Consider the following 25,373-nt stretch of genomic DNA (forward strand, 5'->3'; position numbering starts at 1 on the left):
ATACAGAATTATGTTGAAGCATTATGGATACCAGAAATAGTATTCTCTGGAGGCCAGATGAGCGATATATAGAAGATTCAATAATGTACCGTTTCTCACAGTATATAACTGAGAAAACAGGCAAAAATTTAATGGAATACAGCAAACTCTGGGAATGGTCTGTAAACAATATAGATAATTTCTGGGCTTTCCTGGCAGAATTTTTTGATATTAACATTGGAAAATATGATTACACACTCAGAGGTGAAAATGTAAATGCCACATGGTTTGCCGGGTCCAGATTGAATTATGCAAACTATGTTTACAGGAACAGAAATCTGAATAAAATTGCAGTTATAGGGTATAACGAGTATGGTGAGGAATTGAGGATTACTTATAGTGAACTATGGAGAAGGGTTTCTTCACTGGCTTATTACTTTTTGGAGCATGGAATCGGTGCAGGAGACCGGATTTGTGCATACATAGGCAATACACCGGAAGCTGTAATCTCTTTCCTGGCGTCAGCTTCCATAGGTGCTATATGGTCATCATGCTCACCAGACTTTGGTGTCAAAGGGGTCATTGAACGATTCACTCAGATCGATCCATCTGTTTTTATTGTATCACCGGAGTATTCATACAACGGTAAAAAATATGAAAGAGGTGAAAATTCATCGGAAATCCTGAAAGCCCTTCCAGGCGTGAAACTTGCTATTTCAACAGGAAATAAAGAAATAAGCGGTTTTATAAATATGGGTGATGTACCGGATAATAGCAGGGAGTTTGTGCCTGTTCCTGTTGATTTTTCACATCCACTCTGGATACTGTATTCGTCAGGTACAACCGGGAAACCCAAGGCAATAGTACATGGGCATGGTGGTATTGTACTGGAACATTTTAAGGTTCTTGGGCTTCATATGAATATCTCCCGTGATAGCATTTTTACGTGGGCAACAACAACAGGCTGGATGATGTGGAATGTACTGGCCAGTGGCCTTCTTATGGGTTCAACAATTGTTATGTATGATGGGAGCCTCAATTATCCGGACATTTCAATACTCTGGAAAATAGCTGATAGATTTAAAATCACCCATCTTGGTGTCAGTGCTGCATACATAGAATCTGTAATGAAGCAGGGATATTTTCCAGGCGAAAAACACCAGCTTGAAAAACTCGAATTTATAGGTTCCACAGGAAGCCCATTATCTGAAGAGGCATTTGATTTTGTATATGCACATATAAAAAACAGAGTCTGGCTCTCCTCACTCAGTGGTGGAACAGACCTATGCTCTGCAATCTGTCTTGGGTCCCCAACGCTTCCTGTTTATTCCGGCATGATTCAGTGCAGGGGTCTGGGTGCCATGGTCGAATCACTGGATGAAAACGGAAATCCTCTACTGTGCAGAAAGGGAGAACTGGCAATCATGAAACCCATGCCGAATATGCCTGTTTTTTTCTGGAACGACCCCGGGAAAAAGCGGTATTATGAAAGTTATTACAGTTTTTTTCCAGGTGTATGGAGGCATGGAGATTTTATCTCCATACATAAAAATGGGAATATTGTAATATATGGCAGGTCGGATGCAGTGCTGAACCGCAACGGCATAAGGATAGGAACGGGCGAAATATATTCTGCCCTTGAAAGCACGGAATGCATCAGAAATTCAATAGTAATTGGATACAGAAACAGAAAAAACGTTTACAGGATTGCCCTCTTTGTTCAGCTCAAGGACAACATGAAAATGGATAAGAAACTTGAGGAGAAAATCAGAAGACAAATCAGGGAAGATCTCTCACCCAGGCATGTACCGGATATTATTATGGCTGTTCCTGAAATACCGGAAACGTTGAATGGAAAGAAAATAGAGGTTCCGCTTACAAGGATAATAGAGGGTGAGTCCCCAAATACTGTTATCAATAGAGAATCACTGAAAAACCCAGCATCACTGGATTATTTTGTGCAAATAAGGAAGTCCCTGGTATAGGTACCAAACCGTCACCATTTTATACACTCCTAATATCTATAATAATGAATAGAAACAGATCCGAAAATCAGGATAAAAAGCTATACAACACAGATTCTGATTTATCCTCCAGGTTTGGGCATGATGATCAGAGGGGCAACCTTAATTATATAGATAGCCGGAAGGTGTTAGAAGCACTGAAAATCCCTCAAACTGGGAAGGTGTACAGAATGTCACATGAGTTATTTAACGGCATGGCAGACCGGCCAACACATGGTCCTTATTTTTTTGATATTTTACTTCGCCCTTGCGATGGTGGATTCACTGAAAAATATGATAACAGGTACGGCCCATCACTTGGTAGGCTTGAAATGTCAGACCACACTGGAACACACCTTGATGCCCTTTCTCATATGGCATACGACGGCAAATTCTTCAATAATGTCCCTGTAAGGGAGGTTATTACCAATACTGGATATAAGAAGATGGGCATAGAAAATGCCGGGCCCATTGTAACAAGGGGAATTATGATTGATGCTGCTGGATATGCAGGTACGGACCTCCTTGATGGTGGGACCCCTATAGAGGTATCTGATGTTCAGAAATTTTTGAAGGATAACAATATCAGCCCTGAACCGGGCGATGCAATGTTCTTCCACACCGGTGCATCGGTGTTATTCTCCAAACCTGAGGAATACGATAAATTCTATGATTCGGCTCCAGGAATAGGATTCCGGCTTGCGAGATATATGGATGAAATCGGAATTTCACTTACAGGCAGCGATACCCCATCATCTGAAGTTGTTCCACCAGAGGCGAAAAATACAAGGCTTCCGGTCCATCAGTACCTGATAGCAAAGGCAGGTATACACATAATAGATAATTTGAGCCTGCACAGATTGGCGAAAGACAGGATTTACAAGTTTATGTTCATATGTTCACCGGTGCCATTTATGGGTGCCACTGCATCTCCTGTTTCTCCGGTCGCCATAATTTGAAAGTTTAGGCAAGTTCCTTTTTCCTTATCTCATTTTCATAAAGTTTTTTGATAGCATAATTTTTCAGCATAATTGATGAAATTACTACCTTGAATTCATATGCCCTGGATTCTGTGGTTGGTGTTATCATAAGCCGGAAATAATCTCCGATTCCTGGGCCACGCCCACCAAAAAGTTTTATCCTTACCCTGGTGAATATTTTCCTGTGTCTTAAAATTGCAAGGGCCCTTCTGGATTTAAACATTTGTTCCATCTGCATATATGATTCCAGTATCTGGTTGAGAGATTTAATGGAAAAATCTGTAAATGTTTGAACATTGTTAAAAGAATGGGTTACACTGTTTTCCGATACCCTGTAGTAGGTTAGGGGCCTACTTTCCATTTCTATATCCTTTCCAGATTCCAGGGCATAAAGATACATCAGGGTATCAATGCTTTTGGAAACTTTTTTTAGCATATCCATTTTTATTATTCCTGAACTTACTGAGATTGAAGACATATTAAAATCAGGATTTGCATTTTCATAAACTATGCCGTGACCATCCACATCAATTGCAGAAAAACCATTATGTAAATATACCAAATGTTTTCTGTTTTTAAATTTATTATATACAATCTCCAGCTTATTTTTATAGAACATATCATCATCATCCAGGAAACATATGACATTTCCTTTTGCATTTGATGTCCCCTCGTATATCTTGCCTGATAATGTGCTGTCCCTGCTCAGTATGGACCTGACACCATGTTCCAGTGCATATCTATCTATTGTTTCATCCTCAAAATTTTTGACCAGTATAATTTCATAATATTCCTGGGAAAGTGACTGATTTAGAACAGATTCCAATGCATCTATAATATATTTCCTCCTGTCATAATCTGAAACTATCACAGAGATATATACGCCATCATCATTACTCATGATTATTTACAGTAATAATTTTTACAGATAAACCTTATTATTTTATAAATCTGAATAGGCGATCATATCTACCCTTATGCTCACTGTACTCCAGATTTCTCAATATATATTTTATGGTGCTGAACCTGTCCGGTATTACAGAAAGTATATAGTCCATTTCACTGGAACTGATTAGATGGAATGCCTTTATTTCCAGCAGATATATGCCGGCACCAAGGATAATGTAGAGGAATATATTTAGCATGCTGTATGGAAACATCCCCTGTATTATAAACACGGCACCAAACATTATCAGTGATGATAACCATATCTTTATAATCCTTGGGACATCATAATTATTAACCCCAAATTTTCTTGCATAATGGTAAACTATGGCAAAATTCACTGCATTCATGGATGAATAGGCAATGGCAGCACCTATTATATTGAAGGCTGGAATCAAAAGTACAGAAAGCACTATATTAGATGAGAGTGATAATCCGGAAGAGTAAACAAAAATTTTAGTTTTCCTAATGCTGGAAATTCCTGAAGATAGAACAACAGTGCCTATGAAAAATGATGTTATAAACATGATAATCATAAGTGGTATATATGCAACTGTGTATGCACTACCTGCGAATTCATAGAGTATTATTCTCGAAAGGGCGGCTATACCCAGTGCCGCCGGTACATATATCAGAGAAACTATGTTTAAAAGTATCCTGATACTGCTCCTGAAGCCATCTTTATTATCCAGTGAAAAGAATGTTGAGAGCTTTGGGATAAGAAGATTTGATACGGGAACTACAAGAAAAGTTGCGGCTGATGCAATAATCAGTGCAAAGTTATAGATACCGAGGTATGAAAGATTGATAAAATATGAAACAACTATTCTATCTATATATGTGGCACTTGTTCCCATAATGGATGAGAGGAATAATGGTACAGAGTAGTAAATGAGATTGCGGTATGGCTCCCTTGGTGCATTCCGTGTAAGGTTGCCCAGCCTGCTATATGCCCGATATACAAAAACAAAGAATGAGATTGCGCTGAGGATATTAATGGCACCCAGCCCTGCTATAAGGAATACTGATTTACCTGTCAAAAACAACATGGATAAGGGGAAGAAATATGTAAATATATTGATAAATATATAAATGATAGAATACTTCTTATACTGATTTAAGCCAAGAAGCATGGACCCGAATATATTTATCATCACAGATCCTGCAATGGCAATTCCTATAAGTTTCACTGACAGTATGTATACCGTGCTGTGGAAAAACAACGATGCAATTTCTGGTGAGGCTATGTACATGAATATAAATGCAGATAATGCAAGTAGCACTGCAAATACAATGGTCTGTTTCATTAGTTTCATGATAGCCTGGTGGTTTTCACGCACCAGGTGGTAAGATATATAATGCTGGATTCCATTTGAAAGGCCGAACACGAATACCACGGCCATAATATTCATTATGGCGTATAACAGGGAAATAGACCCTACAATATTGACCGGTAAGAGATGGGCAATAAAAAAATAAAAGAGACTCGATGATATAAACATGGATGCCACAGCCGAATACTGAAAACCTACCCCGGAGCTGAATGATTCAGTAATGCTACTCAATAAATGGTTATATAAATTCCCAATAAAAACTTATCCATTATCATGTAATATATCGCATATCATCTACATGATTCATTATGCGTAAAATAGGCCGGTTTACTGAATTTAGATTATAAAAATTAATCTGGATCAGATAAATAAGCTTTGTGAAGCAATATTATGAATCTAACCAATACTGTTTTAATCCCGTATATTCGCCGATACGGCAAAATAAATATATAAATAGATACTGACCAATTAAATGCATTCCGGGAAGACATCAAATTCTATAAGCAGGCCGCCACATGGCAGATCCACATATAGTATCCTTATTATCATACTTTCCGGTATGTTTTCTATTCTCTTTTCCTATTATTCTATTTTGAAAGCATATACAATAAATGCCTATGGATGGGATCTTGGATTATATTCACAGGCATTTTATTCAGCAATTCATGGAAGGTTGTTCTATACAAATCTTGCAGGTGGAAGTTTTCTGGCCGAACATTTTTCCCCCCTCATGTTTGCTATACTCCCGTTCTTTTATTTATATCCGAGCCCGTATACTCTACTCGTCCTACAATCCATATTTATCAGTTTTGCAGCGGTGCCGCTTTATTATCTTTCGCTGGTGCTTTTTTCAAGGGCAGAAAAAATAGGAAAAATAAAAAAACCTGAGCTATATGCATTCATAATATCACTTGCATTTCTGCTCTCCCCTCTCACTGAAAGCCCTGTATATTTTGATTTTCATATCATGGTATTTCTTCCGTTTTTTTATTTCATGTCCGTATATTTCTTTCTGCAGAGGAAGCTATTTCTTAATATTATATTTCTTGCATTGATAGCTTCTATTCATTCATCCTTCATCTTTATAGTAATAATGATGGTTATAATGGAATTTATAATGTGGTATAAGGAAAACCACAGGGAATCCCGGGATGTAAGGAGATGGGCAATATTCTCAGTATCGGGCATAGCCATACTGATTATATATTATATCATAGCGGGTATAGTCAAGGGCGATATTAACCATTCAACAACTGTTTCTCTTTTTGTTAGTGGGGAATCTGGAGCTGCATCAAGAAGCCTCGAAGGTCTGGTAATAACCCTAATTTATAATCCCGTGAAGTTCATAAATTATGTTATCTCTAATTATGAAATTAAAATACTCTTCCTTCTTCTGGCCTTTATGGCAGTGGATTTTGCATCAATAGATTCGCCAGCAGGTCTCCTGCCTGCAATCCCCTATCTAGCGTATGCCATGACGTCATCGTACATACCATATTATTTCATCGGTTACCAGTATTCAATGATGTTCATTCCGGTAGTATTTGTTTCCGGATCATTTGGAATAGAAAAATTAATGGAATTGAAACAAGATGGAACAGGTAGGAAACGCTTTAAATTCCGGAATATCAGAAATACTTTTATTGCCATAACTGCATTCGCCATAGCATCATTTATAGTTGTATCACCTATATCACCCATGTCCCTGGAGCCATCTGCCATACACAGCATATACAACGATTCAAGGGGGTATATGGAACGTGAAAACCAGTTTATGTATTCACTTGCTAAGGATGTGAATATGAACGCAACCCTTGTTACCGGAAACAGCCTTTATCCACTCTTTTACAGTGATATGAATGCCACGGCATTCCCATATGGGAACATTTCCATGGATAGTAATTATACCTATCTGATAGCCAATTTCAACGATAGCCAGACTTATTTGAATGATGGAAACAATATATCCCTTTCAGGCCTGGCATCTGCATATATGAATAGCGGGTCATATGGGATTATTGCAGAGGGTTATGGAATTATCGCACTGGAGTATCATTATAGAGGCATTCCTCTACTGACAGGTCCATTTTCTGTCAATTATCGTGGATCACTCTTTAATGTAACAGGAAATATAATCACTGGCCCTTTTCCTGATAAAGGACTTACCAGCTTCCAGGAACTGGATCTTGAAGGATCCAATATACATGCCGGAAACAGTACCTATCTGCTGCCCGGAAATTATACATATAAACTCTCTTTCAATAATACCTCCCATAATCCTCTAAAACAGATAAACATAACAATATGCGGGGATTATGGGAAAACTATAATTGCAAATATCTCAGGGTCCAGGGAAAACATTACCGGCAATGAACTAACCTTCAATTTAAGCACCCCCTACATTTATACTGGAGTTATTTACAGAATAGATGTATATTCGAATGATTATACTCTTTATAATATGTCAGTTTCCAGATGATTTTCTTATCAGTGATTGAAGCTTTATAATAAAAATTTCATGTCTCTCTTATGATATAAAAGGGTTTCTGGCAAAATATTTATATAATACCTAAATAATGTAGTCATGGTTGAGGATATAAATACTCAAAGACATATTATTAAAAAGCGAAAACCACGATTAAAAAAGGATCTAACATTTAATCAAATGTTAATGATTGGACTGGTCGGGTCTTTTGGCAATGGTGCCCTTTTTGGTACGGTGGTAATGGTGGCAGGGGCAGGGCCAGAGGCCATCCTGGCATTTGTTCTGGGAGCCATAATATATTCCTCCATTGGATTTTCATATATGGAGCTTTCAAAGGTTTATCCGGAGGCTGGAGGGCCTACAAGATATACTATTTATACACATGGAAGATGGACAAACATCATTAATGCGCTGTCCGATATTATATGGTATATATTTATACCTCCAATTGAGGTAATAGCAATTATTGCAGGCCTGAACTACTTTGATCCTGTATTTCTTACCGTGACAGGAGCCCCCACATATCTCGGTGTAGGAATTGGGCTCGCACTGATGCTTGCCCTGATACCATTCAACTACTATGGTGTCAAGCAGTTCGGGCAGGCATCGCTTTACTCAGGCGTGGTTAAACTCTTCTTCTACCTTTCAATGTCCCTTGGTTTAATATTCATAGTGTTCGACTACAAGGATCTTTATGCGTACCACGGACTTTTCCCTTACGGGCCCACTGCGCTGTTTGCCATAATGCCATATGCAATGTATGATTTCGGGGCCATTAGGGTAATACCGGATCTGGCTGAGGAAACCAACATGACCGATAAGCTTCCTAGGGCCATAGGCCTTGTAATACTCTTCGAAACACTCATATATATCAGTGTGGCATTTGCAGTTCTAATGGGAACTCACTGGAGCCTGCTGGGAATTATTCCGGGGCATTTTAACCAGCTAACGCCGGCATTCCATGGCGATAACCCATTCTTTATTCTGGGTAAACAGAGTGGAGTTCTCTATGTATTTATCGCAGCAGTTATCACAGGGGTCCTGGCACCATTTGTTACCGGGTATATTTATCTGGGAAGTGGCACCAGGGTACTTTTCTCCATGGGAAGGTCTGGTTATATAAGCAAATCCCTCAAATCAATAGATTCAAAACATAGCATACCCCTGGTATCCCTGATCATATTTGCCGCAGTGGGTACATTCCTTGTATTTGTTACCGCACCTGATCCCAGCATATATACGTTCATTGATGATGCCACAGCTGCAGGTTATATAGGACTTATAGCCACCCCTATAGCACTTATCGTGTCCCGCAGGCAGGGCATTACTAAAAAAGGTGATATGGTGCGTGGAATGAATATCATTGCACCACTGGCAACCGGCGCAAGTGGGCTGATCGTTTTCTGGACAGGCTGGCCATCAGAACCATATGCAGTAATATTGATAGCGGCTGGAGCAGTTATATTCGGCATCTGGTCCAAGGTAAAGATCGGTGCAAAGAATGCTCTCTGGTATGTCTTTTTCATAGGCTTTGTTACATTCATGGTGGCAACAAGCCACGATGGTTTGACCTCGGCCGTATTCCCGCAATTCTTTGGATATCTGGAGGGGACCCTGATAACATTCCTGGTATGTACATTACTGGTATATCCATTAGGCGTACTTTCCGGTTTCAAAAAGCAATTTATACACAAGGATTTCACAGAAGAGCTTTACACCAAGAAAGGTGCAGAGGAATGGAAAGAAAGCCAGTAAACACCACATATACATTATTTTTCTAGAAATTTTATTAAATCTTTTAAATTCATTGTGTTGATTACATTATTTTTGGTAAGCCATCCCCTTCTTGCTGTGCCCACTCCCAGTTCCATATTATCATAACCGTATATATTATGAGAATCAGTATTTATGGAGTAAGAAATCCCGTATCTGGAGGTCCTGAGAATATTTTCATCGTTCAGGTCCAGACGCTCAGGGGAGGCATTTATTTCCATTGCAGTTTTATATTTGCTGCAGTATTTTGCAACCTCATCCAGGTTAATCTGAAAAGCTTCCCTTTTGTTTATCAATTTTCCGGTGGGATGTCCTAGAACATTTACCATATTTGTTTTAACTGCATTTATTACCCTATCGGTGATATCTTCAGTGTTCATGCTGGTATCGAGATGTACAGAGGCTATAACCACGTCCATTTCTTTCAATGTATCGTCCTTAAGATCCAGACTTCCATCTTTCAATATGTCGACCTCTCCACCCTTTAAAATTTTTATATTATACTTACTGGATATCCTATCTATCTTTTTAAAATATTCTATGAACTGTTCATCATTCATTCCATGAGCAACTCTCAGGCTTTTTGAATGATTCGTTATGGCCATGTATTCATAGTTCTTCTTCATGGCAGCTGCTATCATCTCATCTGTGGTGTTCATTCCATCGCTTTCCCTGGTATGAAGATGCAGATCACCTTTTATATCTGGCAATTCAATCAATGAAGGGATTTTATGTGATAATGCAAGGTCTATCTCTCCACGGTCTTCCCGCATTTCTGGCGGGATATAATCCATGCCCAGTTCTTCGTATATGGCTATTTCATCCTTACCTTCCACTATATTTTTATCACCGGAATATAACCCATATTCATTCAGCTTATAATTATGGTCTATTGCAATTTTTCTTACCTTTATATTGTGATCTTTACTGCCGGTAAAGTATTGCAGTGCAGATCCAAAGCTTTCCAGTTTTATGACACGCAGGTCACAGGTTGTCCCGATGTCCAGAAGAACAGTAGTTTTTGTTTCTCCCCTTACAACAGTGGATTTAACACCTCCATACTTTATGAATAAATCCATTACCTTCCCGGGCTGTTCGGATGTAACCAGTATATCTATGTCTCCCACGGTTTCCCTCATCCTTCTGGTTGAACCTGCAATCTCACATCTGGACACACTTTTTTGAGATAAAAGATATGTCACAATCTTTCTGGCCTCATTTAATCCAGTTCCCAGCAAAATTCTGGAACCTGTGGCAGCAACCATGGATATATTTTTCAGGATAAGTGCCTCGCTTTTTTCTCCAAACCCGGGAATATCCCTTATTTTATGTTCCTCTGCTGCCTTTTTTAAGTCAGAAATATTCTTAATTCCAAGTTTTTCGTATAAAATCATTGCCTTTTTGGGACCGAATCCCTCTATTCCTGAAAATTCATTGAAATCTATGGGGAATCTCTTTTTTAATTCATCATATTTTTTTATTCTCCCGGTGGTTAGGTATTCCTCAATATGCTCCGCGAGTCCCTTTCCTATTCCGGGAATTTTCATCAGCCCATTGATCCCGCTTTTTTCATAAATTTCTGAAATGTCATCCTGCATCGATTCAATGGATCTGGCTGCCCTCTGATAGGCGAGTGCCTCAAAACGCGCCTTTTCGTCAGTGTTGAGCATATAATACATTTCATTGAATATAAGGGATAGTTCTATATTCTTCATTATTGATAAAGAGTTATAATGATAAAAAACTATTGTATAGGCTGATAGGTTTTCAGGATTTCTATATTTATTGCCGAATCATGTTTAAAGTTCTTTTAATTCCCAGCATGACAGCATAATTGCTGATTATGCCTATGGACAGAAGCATTTGGATATACGGCATAAATTCACCATATAAATCGCTGGATTTGAATATAATGAAACCGGAACCTGTTATTATGGTTATTATGATAAGAAAAATATTGACGGATGCAAGGTTCCGTAACCGCAATATTCCTTTCACTACGAGAAAAGATGCCACACCAGTAACAAGGAGGAGTATTGCTGTTAATACGTGAAAAACTAAAACCGGTGAATTGATAGGATCAGATATCTGGGATAAATAGAATCCTGTCATTATCTGTAGAAGCGTTATTGCTGATGTCCCCCACAGGATTTTTTCAATATTGTCCAAATAAACACCTTTGAATACTGCCCTCACCTGTAATTATTGAAGAAATCTATTGTTTCCCGGTACTGCTGTATCATATGGCTCTTTTCCCTGAAGCCATGCCCTTCCCTTGGAAAAACAAGGAACCTGACCAGTTTCCCCCTCTCCTTGAGAAATCTGTAAAACTCATAGTACTGACCAATTGGAACGTAAGGGTCCTCCACACCATGCATCAGGAGTATTGGGGTCTTAACATCATGATCCATTCTGATGGCAGAAAACTTATCGTAAAGGTTAAACCTGTACGGGTCTTCATTCATATGTATTCTATCCCAGTTATATAGATTTGAGACTCCGTGAAAGCTTACCCAGTCTGAAATTCCGTATAAAGATACAGAGGCCTTGAATATATCAGATTTCATGATCGCAATTGCGGACATGTACCCCCCATATGATCCTCCAGTTATGTAAATTCTGTCGGTATTTACCAACCCTGAACTTTTTAAATATTCTATTCCAGAAATAACATCCTCAAAATCCATTCCTCCCAGATCCCCTCTGTTAGATTCTGCATACTCCCTTCCCCTGCCTATACTTCCACGGTAATTTGGTAGAAATACAGAGAATCCGGATCCTGCATAAAGGGTTGTTCTATCCATAAATGCAGTGTAGGAAAAGGATGTGGGTCCTCCATGTATATATACAACCAGTGGATCCCCCGGGCTCTGAGACCTGAGAAATCCGTAAATAGTTTTCCCATCAGTAGAATTCCACTCTACCTTTTTGGATGGATAGGCCTTCAATTTCTGGAGATCACTGTTTATTGATGACCTTATAATCCTATTTTTATTTACCAGTATTACCTCTGCGATCTCATTCTCATTTGAGTATGAAAATGCTGTAAGATCACCTCTCATGGCAAATGATGGTGAAAATACAGGGTAAACTATTCCAGATCCCTCCCATACAGTACTGTCATTTTCCAGTGACCTTATTCTGAATCTACCCATTTTATTTTCGAGAATATACATTTTTCCTTTCTGGAATATGATATGCGAAATAGTGGAATCATAATTAGCGGTTAGGTTTTGGGCCTTTCCATTTTCAATAAGGATGACATCACCTGATATTACCCCTCTATCGCTCATAATTGATTCAAGAATGGCAACCTTACCACCGGAAACTGCTATTTTACCTATCTGCCTAAATTCAGGATCATAGACGGTTTCTATCTGCCCTTCCAGATTTATTCTGGATAGTTTCGCAGTATACCAGCAGCTTTCCATTGGCTTTTCTGACGTTACAGCATATATGGAGGTACCATCAGTGTTGAATTCCCATATGTGAATATCTGTGGTTATTTTTTTTATTCCTGTTGTGAAATCGATTATATAAAGTTCATTTAACGGTTCATTTTCTTCGAAGAAATAGGCATCATCCTCTTTCTTCTCTTTCCTAACTTTTCCTGAGAAAATAATTTTTTCGCCACTCCAGAGGGCCTGGTCAATATCTCCATTGAATTTTATTTTCAGTCCGGTTCCATCATTGTTATATATCTGAATCATTCCATCCGCTGCATATAATAACCTTCCATCATGAGAAAAATCTATACAGGTTATTCCTGGCTCTTCTATTTTGTGTTGAAGTTTTAGGCCAGAATCGTAAATATAAATTGATTTATTTGCATACTTTTTTTTATAAGGTTTGAAATTATCTGAAACCAGAACAGCTATGGTTGTTCCGTCGCTGCTTATAGCCACATTCTCTATATTCTTAAATTTTAAAAAATCTTCAATGGTATGATCTTCCATTATATGATAATGGATTTTATTATTTAATTTTTGATATTTTTGCTTCCGGGTACCAATTATAGGCAGATATTATGATATCTATATAAATATATAAAAATATGATATTTATTCTACCAGAAGGTTAAGTATGTTCTCTGAAATAGTTTTCTCCTTTGCAGTAATCTCTTCGGCCTTAAGGCTTTCGCCTGTTATCAGGTTGCCATATGCCAGATGCACTGAAAGTGCACTTGCACCCTTTATTTTTGCAATAAAGTAAAGGCCGGCGCCCTCAAGTTCCACAGCAAGATGTCCATCGCGCCCCAGTTTCTCTGCGAATTCCTTATTATGGGTCATCAGGGCATCACTGGTGAATACATTTCCCACCATTGTCTCCATGCCAGCACTTTTAAGCCTTTCCTCAGCGCCTCTCAGCATGGAATAATCTGGAGTGAGTGCAATAGAGTAATCGTCTTTCAGATACTGCCTGAATACACCTCCAGGATAATATGAATACCCTATGGGAAGCACCGCTGTACCGGGTTTCACCTTTTCAGATACGGCAAATGATGATCCGAATCTCACAATCTTTCTGGCACCCATTGAAATCAGGTCGTCTACAATCAAGGCCATGGATGGTATTCCGATTCCGTGGAAAACGGTAGTTATTTTTTCTCCTTTATATTCTCCTGTGTATGCATGGTAACCAGCAAATTCAGAAATCTTTTCTGCATTTTTCAGGTATGAATTTATGGTTTTCTGTCTGTCAAGATTTCCGAGAATAACAACTTTATCACTTATTTTTTTATTATCTGCTTTTATTATTGCCATATATGTTAATTACAGCATTCCGTATATCTATTGCGTAGTTCTAATCATAACGGCAAAATTTAATATAATATTAAGATATTTACCTATTAATAGGATAAAAATTGTTAAATTGTATATATTTTCTACATTATCACAGAAAATGCACAATTTATATTCATTGGCCATACTCCCTGGAATTCTTAGGAAATATTCAGGATACTGATTTGTGATGTTCAGGGTCCAAATATATAATCAGTGAGGCAGGAAGGCTATATTCTGCCACGGGCTGGCAAACTGGAAGGATATCCGGGACGTTTAAAGAGATGCCAGAATTTCATTATTGTGAAAAAAGTTTTAAACAATTAGGTGTTTAAACATTATGTACGATGATATACTTTCTCTCCAGGCAGATTTGCAAAAAAGTAAAAGCGATTATGCTGTTGCCACTGTTATAAGGACATCTGGTTCGTCAATAGCAAAACCCGGATTCAAAATACTGGCAGTTCATGGGCAGGTACTGAAGGGAACTCTCGGAAGTCCCTCCCTGGATAACATTGTTCTAAAGGAAGCCGAGGGCACCATAGAAAAAAATGAAACCAAATACCTCAGGATAGCCCTGGACAAAGACAATAAAACCTCCGACTATGCAATGAATACCACATGCGGTGGAATGATAGAGCTTTTTATTGAGCCTTATGTGCACCGAAGGAGCCTGGTAATACTTGTTGAATCGTTTAATGATAAGCTTCTTGAGGCATTGAAGACACTTATACCATATACAGGGCTTATGCCAGAAGTCTATAATATCAACGATAAAAATGATTCGAAGCACCTCATGGAGTATGACTTCAGGGATGATTTTGTGCTTCTAATTACAAAAACTGAAAATGAAATACCATATATAGCACATTTCCTAATGGAAAAACCCAGATATCTCGCCATGGTTTCAAGCAGGAACAGATTCAATCGCGATATGGAATCTGTGCTTAAAGATCATCCGGATGCCGACAGAAATGGTATAAAATGCCCGGCAGGATTATCCATAAATGCTATTACAGTTAATGAAATCGCAGTGAGTATCATCGCGGAAATTATAATGGAAAAAAATAATAAAAATTTAAAATAAATTATTCTGTATAGGATGCCATATTGCCCGGCCCTTCATGTATAATTATCTTCATCTTTAAATTCCCCATCATTCCCTGAATTTTTTTATGAATCTCTTTATAGCAGTATTCTGCAATGTACTCGGCAGTATCTACAGGATATGGGAAAATGAAAACATCGCCTTCAGGCATACTTCCCCTGTATATTCCCCTGACCACTATATCAATCATGCCATTAACAGTGCTGTTTCTGATATCCATTTCGGGCACAATGAATTTATGGTCCATTCTTTCTATTACCGGTTTTACCGCCTTTTTGACCAGAGTGAAATCCATCAACATCCCGGAAGATTGAACTCCCCCGGAATCAATAAGAATGTCAATGGAATAATCATGCCCATGGAATTTCTTGCATTTATCATTATCAGGAACATAATGTCCAGCACTCCAGGTCAACCCTTTAAGCCTTCCAGTAATTTCTATGCCATACATTTTATTCACCCATCATTTTTAAAGCCTCTGATTTCAATGATTCCAGCTCTTTTTTAACTATATCGCTGTATTTGACAGAGGATGTAACCATTGTTGCACCTTCCTGCTTTACCCCACGCATCATCATGCACATGTGCTGTCCTTTTGCAGTAACCATTACGAAAAGTGGGTTGAGATTTTCATACAGCAATTCAACTATTTCAGATGTCATATTTTCCTGAAGCTGTGGCTTACTTGCAATTTTGTTAACTGCCCTGACAAGCTTGCTAACTCCGGCTATATATCCACCAGGCCTTGGAAGATATGCTATATTTATTGTCCCGAAAAATGGGAGCAGGTGATGGGAACACATTGAATAAAATGAAATATTCTTCATTATTACCATGCTCTCCTGGCCGGAAACCCTGAATTTTGTGAATGTAAAATTCCTGGTACCGTACCATTCCCTGTAAAAATTTTCTATTCTTCCAGGCGTGTTTTTCAATTCTTCCTCATTGAACCAACCGTATTCTTCATGCAAATTATATACTAGCTGCCTGATACTGTCCCGTAATATTTTTTCGTTCTTCTGTTCCATCTAAACCCCTCTTATATCACCATATATATATTTGTGCTCCTGCAGCATAAGCCTTGCATTGCCAGGAGCCTTTTCCAGGAATTCCTCAGCGAGCCATTTGATTTCTGTTCCATAAACTGGCTGTATAACAATTCCTGTGCCTTTATCCATGGATTTCATTTCCTGTAACGCCACGGAAAAATCATACTTGTCATTTACAACGAATTTTATATAATCATTCTCATCCATATACTCTAAATTGAGGTCGTTGAATTTACGGTACATCCCGGAGGATGGAAGCTTGAAATCAATATCCTTCCTTACGGAAGCATAATCAGGTAAGAAACGTTTTATATCAAGGCTTCCTGATGTTTCCAGCAGTATGCTGTATTTCTCAGATAATTTTCTAACCAGCTGGCTGACATCCCTCTGAAGCAGTGGCTCCCCGCCGGTAAGGCACACCCAGCTGACCCCATTTCCTGCAATGCTATTGACAGTATCAACTATTTCTGTCACTGACATATCTCTTCCTTCATTAAAAGAATACTTTGTATCACACCATGAACACCTGAGATTACAGTATTCAGTCCTGACAAAAACCATCTTTTTGCCTGTATAATACCCCTCCCCCTGGATGCTCAAAAAAATTTCATTAATATTCATAAAAGGTCATATAAATTATCTTATCTCAAGCTCATTCAGTGTGGATTTTTCATTATACCTTCTGGTAAATGTAATTGCATCAAATTTAGTGATCTTGACCTCCATGAGTGGATCAGCCACCCCACTGAAGAAATGCCCGCCATAAAGCTGATGATCCTTTCTTGCCACACCGATATGTATATGGAAACGGTTTTTATCATCGGCTATGGACCCGTGAAATGCAACAAGCTCGCACCTCTCTTCTATATATAGCTCATCGTATTTGTTAACATTCCAGTACCCAATTTTAAGATTTTTTACCATTCCTATACCCATTTCAATAAAGCCTGATGTTATACTGTACTTCCTAACAAGATTGTTCAAGTTTTCTATAACATCCTCACCGGCTTCAAATTTTGCCGCCACCAGGTTACCTTCCATTTTATCCTGCATGGAATGCAATTTCATGACTGTATTAAGCCTTTGTTATTCCAATTACCCATAAAAACATGGTAACTGCAAAGGACATGCCAAGGATTATTGCAATTGTATCTATTAAGAGAACATTGGATAGATAAAGTTTAAAATCTGAAATTATAAATGAGACAAATATAACAGTTATAACCCCAATTGTAATATTCAGCTTAATAAGATTCCTAACAGTGCGATTTTCCATAACTGTACATTATAAAATCATATAATTAACTTTTTAAATATTTCTAATGTATATTATCTGGGTCCATGCCAAGTTATTCCATTTCAACAGTTCTAACCATTGATATGAAATATTCATGGATTTTGCTATCTCCGGTAAGTTCTGGATGAAATGTCATTGCCAGTATATTATTTTCCCTTACCATAACAGGGCTGCCGTCGAGGCGGGACATTACCTCGCAATTTCCTGTGGATTCTATACCCGGTGCCCTTATGAAGACAGCCTGGAATTTTCCTATTTCTTTAATATCAACAGTTTTTATGAATGAATTAATCTGTCTCCCATACGCATTTCTTTTTATGGTTATACCTATAAGGCCCATTCCGGTTACCCTAATATCCCCAGTGTCAGATGAAAGCAGTATGGCACCAGCACAGGTACCCATTACAGGCATTCCAGATTTTGCCATTTCAATAATTCTATCATTCATACCTGATTTTTTCAGGATTTTATATATAACAGTGCTTTCCCCGCCAGGTATGATTAATCCTGAAATACCCTGCAAGTCCCCCAATTCCTTTACGTTTACCGGATATACATCATATTTTTGATGCAGATGCCTTACCATCTGGAAATGCTCTGATACATCTCCCTGAACATTCAGTATTCCTATTTTCATAGTCTCATCATTCTTTACCTGTTCTGGAGTTTCTCAATTTCAGCAATATCGAGGCCATGCATTCCTTCAAGGCCTGATGATACATCACCCAGTAATTTGTAATCCTCATAATTTTCGGTGGCATCAACTATGGCCTCGGCCATTCTCTGCGGGTCTTTTGACTTAAATATTCCACTGCCAACAAATACACCGTCCATGCCCATCTTCATCATTAATGCAGCATCGGCAGGCGTTGCAATCCCTCCAGCAGCAAAGTTTACCAGTGGAAGCCTTTTAAGATGCTTTATTTCCTTCAATACCTTGAATATTTCATTGGATATCTCCCTGAAGTCCATACCGTAGTATACATTGTTGTATGGCATCTTTTCACTTTCCCCGTAAAGGTCTTCTGATGTTAAATCCCTGAGATTTGTGTAGCTTTTAGAGATATTTTCGGCTACTTTGAACATTTCATCGTTTGTCAGTGAATTAAGTATGTATATCCCATCGCTTACAGTTCTTATGTGCCTGACTGCCTCTATTATATTGCCTGTTCCAGCCTCTCCCTTTGTCCTGATCATTGCTGCACCCTCGAATATTCTCCTGACGGCCTCAGGAAATGTCCTTGCGCCACACACCACCGGTACTTTATAGAGTCTTTTGTTTATATGGTAAAAGGGATCGGCCGGGGTCAGAACCTCACTTTCATCCAGCATGTCAACACCCAGAGATTCCAGTATTGATGCCTCGCTGAGGTGCCCTATCCTGACCTTTGCCATGACAGGTATTGAAACAGATTCCAGTATCTCCTTGACCTTTAGGGGGTCGGACATTCTTGCCACGCCACCCTGCGCCCTTATATCGGATGGAACTCTTTCAAGGGCCATTACAGAAACGGCTCCGGCCTTTTCAGCTATTTTCGCCTGTTCAGCATTGGTGACATCCATAACGACGCCACCCTTGGTCATTTTAGCAAAACCACGTTTTAACAACTCATCACCGAACTTCATGCTTTTCAGATCTACCATAATAAATCATTATAATGATTCCGTATATACACTTTATGAGGCATTCTGAAAATCTTGAATACTTTCGGGTTAATACAAAAATATTTAATTTTAATGACTATACCATATCATGGACAAAAAGATTTCTATTATCGGCGCAGGAGCAGTAGGCGCAAGTGTGGCACAGGTTCTGGCTATTAAGGACATTGCAGATATCAAAATATTTGATATTGTGGATGGTGTTGCACAGGGGAAAGCCCTTGATATACAGGAGGGTGCACCACATTTCGGTTTCGATTGCAAACTGGAGGGATTCTGCACACAGAACCCTGAAGAATATAAGAATTTAAAGGGATCTGATGTTATAGTTGTTACTGCTGGACTTGCAAGGAAGCCTGGTATGAGCAGGGATGACCTTCTTGTGAAAAATATAGGAATAATGAAGGATATTGGTGAGCAGATAAAGAAGTACTCACCGGATTCAATAATCATAGCAGTAACAAATCCTGCCGATATAATGGCGTATGCCCTTGAAAAGGCATCAGGCATTAGCCCTGAAAGGATAATAGGTCTCGGAGGGTCTCTTGACAGTTCCAGATTCAGGACATTTCTTGCAGAGGCCCTTAATGTATCTGTCAGGGATGTCAATGCATTCGTTATAGGAGGTCACGGCGATGACATGGTACCATTCATACATTATTCCAGTGTATCTGGAATACCAATTTCCAGCCTCCTGAGCAAGGAGAAAATTGATGAAATCATAAAGAGGACCAGATTCGGTGGCGGTGAAATACTTAACTACTATAAAACAGGTACAGCATTCTACGCCCCCTCGATATCCATATCAGTCATGGTGGAATCTGTAATCAATGATGAGCACAGGGTAATACCCTGCGCTGCATATCTTACCGGCAAGCACGCTGAAAACTATAAAATAAGCAATAAATTCATCGGTGTCCCGATTAAAATCGGCAAAAACGGTGTAGAAGAAATATATGACCTGAAATTCAGTGAAGAGGATGCAAAGGAATGGATGAAAAGCGTTGAGTCAGTGAACAAGAACTGCAAGCTTGCTGATGACTACTTTGCATCTCACTGAAAACAGTGTCAATCAAAAATTTTATATTTTATTTCATTATAGCATAACGTAAAAAATATATACTGGTGGTAATTTCATGGAAAAAAAAGAATATGATGCAGTTATTTTAGGAGGAGGTCTGGCAGGGCTGATGGCTGCCAATATAGTTGCGGCGGCAGGATTTTCGGTGGCTGTTGTTTCAAAGGTGTTTCCCACAAGGTCACACTCTGCTGCTGCAGAGGGGGGAATAGCAGCATATATGATGGGAAATTCTGATCCAAACGACGATCCGGATTTCATGTCTTATGATGAGGTAAAGGGTGGAGACTATCTTGTTGATCAGGACGCGGCCGAATTGTTGTCTAAAAAATCAGGGGAGATTGTGAGCCTTCTAGATGCATGGGGTGCTCCCTTCAACAGACAGCCGGATGGTAGAATAGCATTAAGGTACTTTGGCGGACAGACATATCCAAGAACAAGGTTCATTGCAGATAAAACCGGCATGGCACTCCTGCATACACTTTTTGAGCATTCAACCGGGTTCAAGAATATAGAGTATTACAATGAATACTATGTTCTTGACATAGTAAAAGAGGGAAACAATGTTAATGGCCTTGTGGCCATGGAAATGAAAACCCTGAATCCCATATATCTCAAATCCAGGGCACTGCTTATAGCCTCCGGTGGAATAGGTATGATGTACAAGCACACCACAAACAGTTACATAAATACGGGAGACGGGCAGGGTATAGCATTACGTTCAGGAGTTGCATTGAAGGACCCTGAATTTGTGCAGTTCCATCCCACAGGCCTGTATCCCTCAGATATACTCATAAGTGAAGCTGCAAGGGCAGAAGGCGCTATATTAAAGAATAACAAGGGCGAGAGGTTTATGGCAAAATACGCTCCCCATAAATTTGACCTTGCTCCCAGGGATATAGTTTCCAGATCCATGACCATAGAAATAAGAGAGGGCAGGGGTTTTGAAGGTGGTTACCTCGGACTTGATCTCAGGCATCTGGGTAAAAAGTACATAATGGAAAGGCTGGCACTGGCATATGATGCGGCAAAGAACTTCTCAGGCGTTGATGCCTCGGAGGAAATGATACCTGTAAGGCCTGCACAGCATTATTTCATGGGAGGAATAGATGTAGATACAACTGGAACCAACCATGACCTGAATGGTATCTTCTCGGCCGGTGAATCAGCCTGTGTATCTGTACATGGCGCAAACAGATTAGGTTCCAATTCTCTCCTGGAAACGGTGGTATATGGGAGGGAAACAGGAAACACAATGGTAGAATTTCTGAAGACACATAAAAACGTTGAGACAAACAGCAACGTGGAGCCCATTATAGACGCTGCCTATGCTTATATCAAGAGGGAAACAGGGGAACACTTCGGTGTCCTGACAGAGGAACTTAGGGATATAATGTGGGATAATGTAGGTATATTCAGGGACAATGACAAACTGGCAGAGGCTGTTTCAAAAATAAAAGATTTAAGGGTAAGGGCAAAATCCATGTATGTAACAGACAAAACATCTAACTATAATACTGAATTATTCAATGCACTGGAGACCAGAAATATGCTCGATGTGGCGTATACCATGGCCACAGCAGCCCTGAACAGAAAGGAAACAAGGGGGGCCCATTTCAGGGATGACTTCCCGGAGAGGGACGATAAAAACTGGATGAAGCACACTATAACATATCTTGCAGGAGATGAAGTTAAAATATCATATAAGCCTGTAACATATACAAGGTGGAAGCCAGAAGTGAGGGTGTATTAAATGGAAGAAAAGGAAATAACCGTGAATATAAAGAAATACAACGATAAAGACGGTGCATTCTGGAAGTCCTACAAACTTAAGGCAGATAAATATACACAGATGACAGAGGTCCTGAGGCGAATAAAATCTGAGCAGGATCCATCCCTGGCATACCGTGCATCCTGCCATATGGCGGTTTGTGGAAGCTGTTCAATGAAGATCAATGGTATCCCTTCACTTGCATGCAGAACCATAGCCCTGCAGGCAGTGGATGAAAAGAATGAGATAAACGTTGAAAGTATGGATTATTATCCCGGTGTCAGGGACCTTATTACAGATATAGATGTTTTCTACGATAAAATGTACAAGGTAATGCCCAGGCTAATTGCAGACGAATCTGTGCTTATGGGAGAAAATGAACAGCGCATGACCCCTGAAAACCAGACAGAGGTATGGAAATTTCAGGAATGCATATATTGCGGGTTGTGTGTGTCGGCCTGTCCATCAGTAAAGGAGGATGAACAGTTCCTAGGCCCGGCAGCCCATGCCAAGGGATTCAGATTTGTTGACGATGTTAGGGATACAAAGAGATCGGAGCGTCTTGATCTGTTAATGGATAGCGCATACAGGTGTACATCATGTTATATGTGCTATGAAGTGTGCCCCCAGGACGTACAGCCTGTAATAGCAATCAAGAAAACAAAGAACTATCTTGACCAGTACAAGGGAAATACACCGATCACTATAATGGCCAGGAAGCATGACGATACAGTGGAAAACCTCATAGAAACAACCGGGAAAATAAAAGAATCAACTCTTTTCCTGAAAACATTCGGGTTCGGTGAGGCTATGAGAGACGCCATAGATATGCTGAAATCTGGTAAATTTAAATACGCATTTGAGAAAGATAGCAATGTTAAAAATATGAATGAGATCAAAGGTATGATGGGTGAAAAGAAATGAAAGTAGCATATTATCCGGGATGTGCTTCCCATGGAATAGCAAAGGATGTGGATATAGCAACGCAATTGATAGCAAAAGACCTTGATTTAGAGCTTATGGAGGTCGATGACTGGAACTGCTGTGGCGGTGGCTTTATGGATGATAAGAATGAAGCCGTCCACGCATCCCTTAATCTGAGAAATCTTGAAAAAGTAGAGAAGATGGGATACGATAAGATGGCAACCCCATGCAGTGTATGCCTCAACTCACACAAAGTGGCTGCGGACAAATATGAAAACGATCCTGTACTGAAGGAAGATGTTGATCAGAGGCTAAAGGATGCCAATATGGAGGAATATGATAACGGTGTGGAATCAGAGCATTTCATATGGGTACTTATCAGGGATGTTGGTATTGAGAATATAAGGAAACATGTTAAAAGGCCGCTTTCAGGACTAAAGGTTGGAACATATTATGGGTGCCAGCTTCTCAGGCCATCAAATGTAATGGGTTTTGAATCTGCATTCAATCCGCACAGTGTAATGGACCTTGTTGCCGCCACGGGTGCCACCCCTGTAGCCTTCCCAATGAAGACAGCATGCTGCGGCTTTCCACTGATGGGTTCGAATCCCACGGTTGCTCTGAAAATGGCAAATAATATACTATCAAGTGCAAGGAATGAGGGTTCTGAAATGCTGGTCCATCCATGCTCGCTTTGCCATCTGCAGCTAGATGTCACCCAGGACAAGATCCAGAGGCAGTTTAAACAGAACTGGAGGCTTCCTGCACTGTATATAACACAGCTAATAGGGCTATCATTCGGGTACACACCAAAGCAACTTGGAATGTCAAGGGGATCCATAGAATATCTGAGGTCAAGGGGGATATCATGAACTATGCAGACCTTTTGAAGGGGACTGAAGTTACCGGACAGTCAGAAATACCGCCAAGACCCGGTGATAAACCCTTTGCCACTGAGGTTTACTATAAGAAAGATGATCTATTCTACGGAAAGTTACATGTAAGAAAATCCAACAGTGCAATGTATTTATCTGTAATTTCAAAAATTCCATTCAACTGGAAACAGCTTGTTGGAGACATGAAGTTTGCAGGCACGGTGGTGGATTCTGCTGGAGGCCTTCTATGGCTTAAGGAAAATGAAAACACCATAGGAAATGACCTTGCATATCTGGAAAAGTACCTCACGGATATGAAAAACAAGGAAAATAAAAATTAATTTTTTGAAAAATTTTTTAAAGATTAAAATAATAAAAATTATTCAATATCTTTCTCTTCAAAGGTTTTAATCGGGTCTACTATTGTGTACCCATCCTTGTCGGATACATCCTGCAGTGCGGGAGGATATTTCAGATAGTCCGGAACTATGCCTGCAAGCCTGTTTGTGTAACTGGGAATTGTATTGTTTTCATAGAATATGCCAATCGGTATATGATCTCCCCATTCCAGTGATTTTCTGTATCCCGTGTCGAACTTTTCCTCATCCTCTTCTTTCTTATTTACCACAGGGTCCCATGATTTGTCATCCTCAAGCTTGTAAACACGCTGCCTGTACCAATCCAGAGTATTCACATCGTTATAGGTGGGGCATGGCTGAAGTACTTCTATTACTGCTGAACCCTCGTGCTTTATTGCCCTTTCTATTATGGAAGAAAGCTGCTTGATTTCAGATGAGAAAGCTCTGGCCACAAATGAATATCCTGATGCCATTGCAAGTGTTATGGGATTTATCTTTCCCATTATATTGGGCCTGGCAAGGCTCTTAACCTTCTCACCCAGTGGAAGTGTTGGTGCCGCCTGTCCCTTCGTAAGTCCGTAAACCGAATTATTGTAAAGTATTACCTTTACACCGGAGTTTCTTCTTCCCTCACCCACAAAATGACCGGCTCCAATGCTGAGAAGATCTCCATCTCCTCCCATTACCAGTACATTAAGATTGGGATTTGAGAGTTTGACTCCCACTGCATAGGGTATTGCCCTTCCATGAAGTGTATGCACTCCTGCTATGTTTAAATAATGTGGGGTTTTACCTGAACAACCTATACCTGATACTGCAACCACATCGTCAGGATCCATATTCATATTGGAAAGTGCCTGTGTGACTGCGCTCACTATACCGAAGTCACCACATCCGGGGCACCAGTCAATTGTTATATTGTTCCTGAAATTGTATTTGCCCTTATTTTCTACTCCTTTTTGCATTTTTA

The 25,373-nt window shown here is 39.5% G+C and carries 24 protein-coding genes; 10 read left to right on the plus strand and 14 right to left on the minus strand.

Translation table 11 applies throughout. The features are described 5' to 3' along the window. The first annotated feature begins 23 nt into the window (after positions 1–23). Both RE471_RS05575 and RE471_RS05580 read left to right on the plus strand, forming a co-directional pair. Positions 24–1,964 carry an acetoacetate--CoA ligase gene (locus tag RE471_RS05575; RefSeq protein WP_309213811.1) on the plus strand — a complete coding sequence of 647 codons (1,941 nt, stop codon included), beginning with the start codon at positions 24–26 and terminating at the stop codon, positions 1,962–1,964. A 44-nt stretch (positions 1,965–2,008) separates the two neighbouring features. Further along, complete coding sequence (locus RE471_RS05580; RefSeq protein WP_309213812.1) at positions 2,009–2,941, plus strand: cyclase family protein; 933 nt, start codon at positions 2,009–2,011, stop codon at positions 2,939–2,941. A gap of 4 nt (positions 2,942–2,945) precedes the next feature. On the opposite strand, the gene RE471_RS05585 is transcribed toward RE471_RS05580, so the two are convergent. Both RE471_RS05585 and RE471_RS05590 read right to left on the minus strand, forming a co-directional pair. Beyond that, positions 2,946–3,863: a glycosyltransferase family 2 protein gene (locus RE471_RS05585; RefSeq protein WP_309213813.1), complete on the minus strand. Its 918-nt coding sequence runs from the start codon at positions 3,861–3,863 to the stop codon at positions 2,946–2,948. Positions 3,864–3,900: 37 nt separating this feature from the next. After that, positions 3,901–5,472 carry a polysaccharide biosynthesis C-terminal domain-containing protein gene (locus tag RE471_RS05590; protein ID WP_309213814.1) on the minus strand — a complete coding sequence of 524 codons (1,572 nt, stop codon included), beginning with the start codon at positions 5,470–5,472 and terminating at the stop codon, positions 3,901–3,903. 241 nt (positions 5,473–5,713) lie between these two features. Between RE471_RS05590 and RE471_RS05595 the strand changes: the two genes are divergently transcribed. Continuing rightward, entirely contained in the window at positions 5,714–7,720 is a 2,007-nt protein-coding gene (locus RE471_RS05595) for a DUF2079 domain-containing protein (RefSeq protein ID WP_309213815.1), read from the plus strand. Positions 7,721–7,906: 186 nt separating this feature from the next. Next, complete coding sequence (locus tag RE471_RS05600) at positions 7,907–9,481, plus strand: APC family permease (RefSeq protein WP_309213817.1); 1,575 nt, start codon at positions 7,907–7,909, stop codon at positions 9,479–9,481. 14 nt (positions 9,482–9,495) lie between these two features. On the opposite strand, the gene polX is transcribed toward RE471_RS05600, so the two are convergent. From polX to RE471_RS05620, 4 genes are all read right to left on the minus strand, one after another. Further along, positions 9,496–11,214: a DNA polymerase/3'-5' exonuclease PolX gene (polX, locus tag RE471_RS05605; protein WP_309213818.1), complete on the minus strand. Its 1,719-nt coding sequence runs from the start codon at positions 11,212–11,214 to the stop codon at positions 9,496–9,498. 67 nt (positions 11,215–11,281) lie between these two features. After that, positions 11,282–11,668 (minus strand): trehalose synthase, encoded by a 387-nt coding sequence (locus RE471_RS05610; RefSeq protein WP_309213819.1) that lies wholly within the window; start codon positions 11,666–11,668, stop codon positions 11,282–11,284. Positions 11,669–11,691: 23 nt separating this feature from the next. Then, positions 11,692–13,455, minus strand: a complete 1,764-nt coding sequence (locus RE471_RS05615; protein ID WP_309213821.1) for a S9 family peptidase — start codon at positions 13,453–13,455, stop codon at positions 11,692–11,694. 105 nt (positions 13,456–13,560) lie between these two features. Next, positions 13,561–14,262: a purine-nucleoside phosphorylase gene (locus tag RE471_RS05620; RefSeq protein ID WP_309213822.1), complete on the minus strand. Its 702-nt coding sequence runs from the start codon at positions 14,260–14,262 to the stop codon at positions 13,561–13,563. A 358-nt stretch (positions 14,263–14,620) separates the two neighbouring features. Here RE471_RS05620 and RE471_RS05625 point away from each other — a divergent pair, with 358 nt between their 5' ends. Then, positions 14,621–15,367 carry an XdhC family protein gene (locus RE471_RS05625; RefSeq protein WP_309213823.1) on the plus strand — a complete coding sequence of 249 codons (747 nt, stop codon included), beginning with the start codon at positions 14,621–14,623 and terminating at the stop codon, positions 15,365–15,367. A 1-nt stretch (position 15,368) separates the two neighbouring features. On the opposite strand, the gene RE471_RS05630 is transcribed toward RE471_RS05625, so the two are convergent. From RE471_RS05630 to pdxS, 7 genes are all read right to left on the minus strand, one after another. Beyond that, positions 15,369–15,839: a 6-carboxytetrahydropterin synthase gene (locus RE471_RS05630; protein WP_309213824.1), complete on the minus strand. Its 471-nt coding sequence runs from the start codon at positions 15,837–15,839 to the stop codon at positions 15,369–15,371. A 1-nt stretch (position 15,840) separates the two neighbouring features. Next, positions 15,841–16,416, minus strand: coding sequence for a GTP cyclohydrolase I FolE (gene folE, locus RE471_RS05635; RefSeq protein WP_309213826.1), 576 nt, complete (start codon positions 16,414–16,416; stop codon positions 15,841–15,843). Then, the gene (locus tag RE471_RS05640; protein ID WP_309213827.1) at positions 16,417–17,037 is read right to left on the minus strand and encodes a radical SAM protein; all 621 of its coding nucleotides are present in this window, start codon (positions 17,035–17,037) and stop codon (positions 16,417–16,419) included. It abuts the gene before it with no gap. Between the two features lie 36 nt (positions 17,038–17,073). After that, on the minus strand, positions 17,074–17,490 hold the full coding sequence (locus tag RE471_RS05645) for a PCC domain-containing protein (RefSeq protein WP_309213829.1): 417 nt from the start codon (positions 17,488–17,490) through the stop codon (positions 17,074–17,076). A gap of 22 nt (positions 17,491–17,512) precedes the next feature. After that, positions 17,513–17,713 carry a hypothetical protein gene (locus tag RE471_RS05650; RefSeq protein WP_309213830.1) on the minus strand — a complete coding sequence of 67 codons (201 nt, stop codon included), beginning with the start codon at positions 17,711–17,713 and terminating at the stop codon, positions 17,513–17,515. 73 nt (positions 17,714–17,786) lie between these two features. Continuing rightward, positions 17,787–18,371, minus strand: coding sequence for a pyridoxal 5'-phosphate synthase glutaminase subunit PdxT (pdxT, locus tag RE471_RS05655; protein WP_309213831.1), 585 nt, complete (start codon positions 18,369–18,371; stop codon positions 17,787–17,789). A gap of 14 nt (positions 18,372–18,385) precedes the next feature. Then, on the minus strand, positions 18,386–19,378 hold the full coding sequence (gene pdxS, locus RE471_RS05660) for a pyridoxal 5'-phosphate synthase lyase subunit PdxS (RefSeq protein ID WP_309213832.1): 993 nt from the start codon (positions 19,376–19,378) through the stop codon (positions 18,386–18,388). 109 nt (positions 19,379–19,487) lie between these two features. Here pdxS and mdh point away from each other — a divergent pair, with 109 nt between their 5' ends. The 5 genes from mdh to RE471_RS05685 all read left to right on the plus strand — a co-directional run bounded on the left by mdh (position 19,488) and on the right by RE471_RS05685 (position 24,385). After that, on the plus strand, positions 19,488–20,456 hold the full coding sequence (mdh, locus tag RE471_RS05665) for a malate dehydrogenase (protein ID WP_309213833.1): 969 nt from the start codon (positions 19,488–19,490) through the stop codon (positions 20,454–20,456). 76 nt (positions 20,457–20,532) lie between these two features. Beyond that, positions 20,533–22,227, plus strand: coding sequence for a succinate dehydrogenase flavoprotein subunit (locus RE471_RS05670; protein ID WP_309213834.1), 1,695 nt, complete (start codon positions 20,533–20,535; stop codon positions 22,225–22,227). Continuing rightward, the gene (locus RE471_RS05675; RefSeq protein WP_309213835.1) at positions 22,228–23,169 is read left to right on the plus strand and encodes a succinate dehydrogenase/fumarate reductase iron-sulfur subunit; all 942 of its coding nucleotides are present in this window, start codon (positions 22,228–22,230) and stop codon (positions 23,167–23,169) included. After that, a complete protein-coding gene (locus RE471_RS05680; protein ID WP_309213836.1) occupies positions 23,166–24,041 on the plus strand; it encodes a CoB--CoM heterodisulfide reductase iron-sulfur subunit B family protein in 876 nt (291 codons plus the stop codon). The genes RE471_RS05675 and RE471_RS05680 overlap by 4 nt, the downstream gene beginning before the upstream one ends. Continuing rightward, the gene (locus RE471_RS05685) at positions 24,038–24,385 is read left to right on the plus strand and encodes a succinate dehydrogenase (protein WP_309213837.1); all 348 of its coding nucleotides are present in this window, start codon (positions 24,038–24,040) and stop codon (positions 24,383–24,385) included. Before RE471_RS05680 ends, RE471_RS05685 begins: the two co-directional genes overlap by 4 nt. Before the next feature lie 38 nt (positions 24,386–24,423). On the opposite strand, the gene RE471_RS05690 is transcribed toward RE471_RS05685, so the two are convergent. Continuing rightward, positions 24,424–25,368, minus strand: coding sequence for a 2-oxoacid:ferredoxin oxidoreductase subunit beta (locus RE471_RS05690; protein WP_309213838.1), 945 nt, complete (start codon positions 25,366–25,368; stop codon positions 24,424–24,426). Positions 25,369–25,373: the final 5 nt, after the last annotated feature.

The sequence above is a fragment of the Ferroplasma sp. genome (genome assembly GCF_031200575.1).
Classification (GTDB): Archaea; Thermoplasmatota; Thermoplasmata; order Thermoplasmatales; family Thermoplasmataceae; genus Ferroplasma.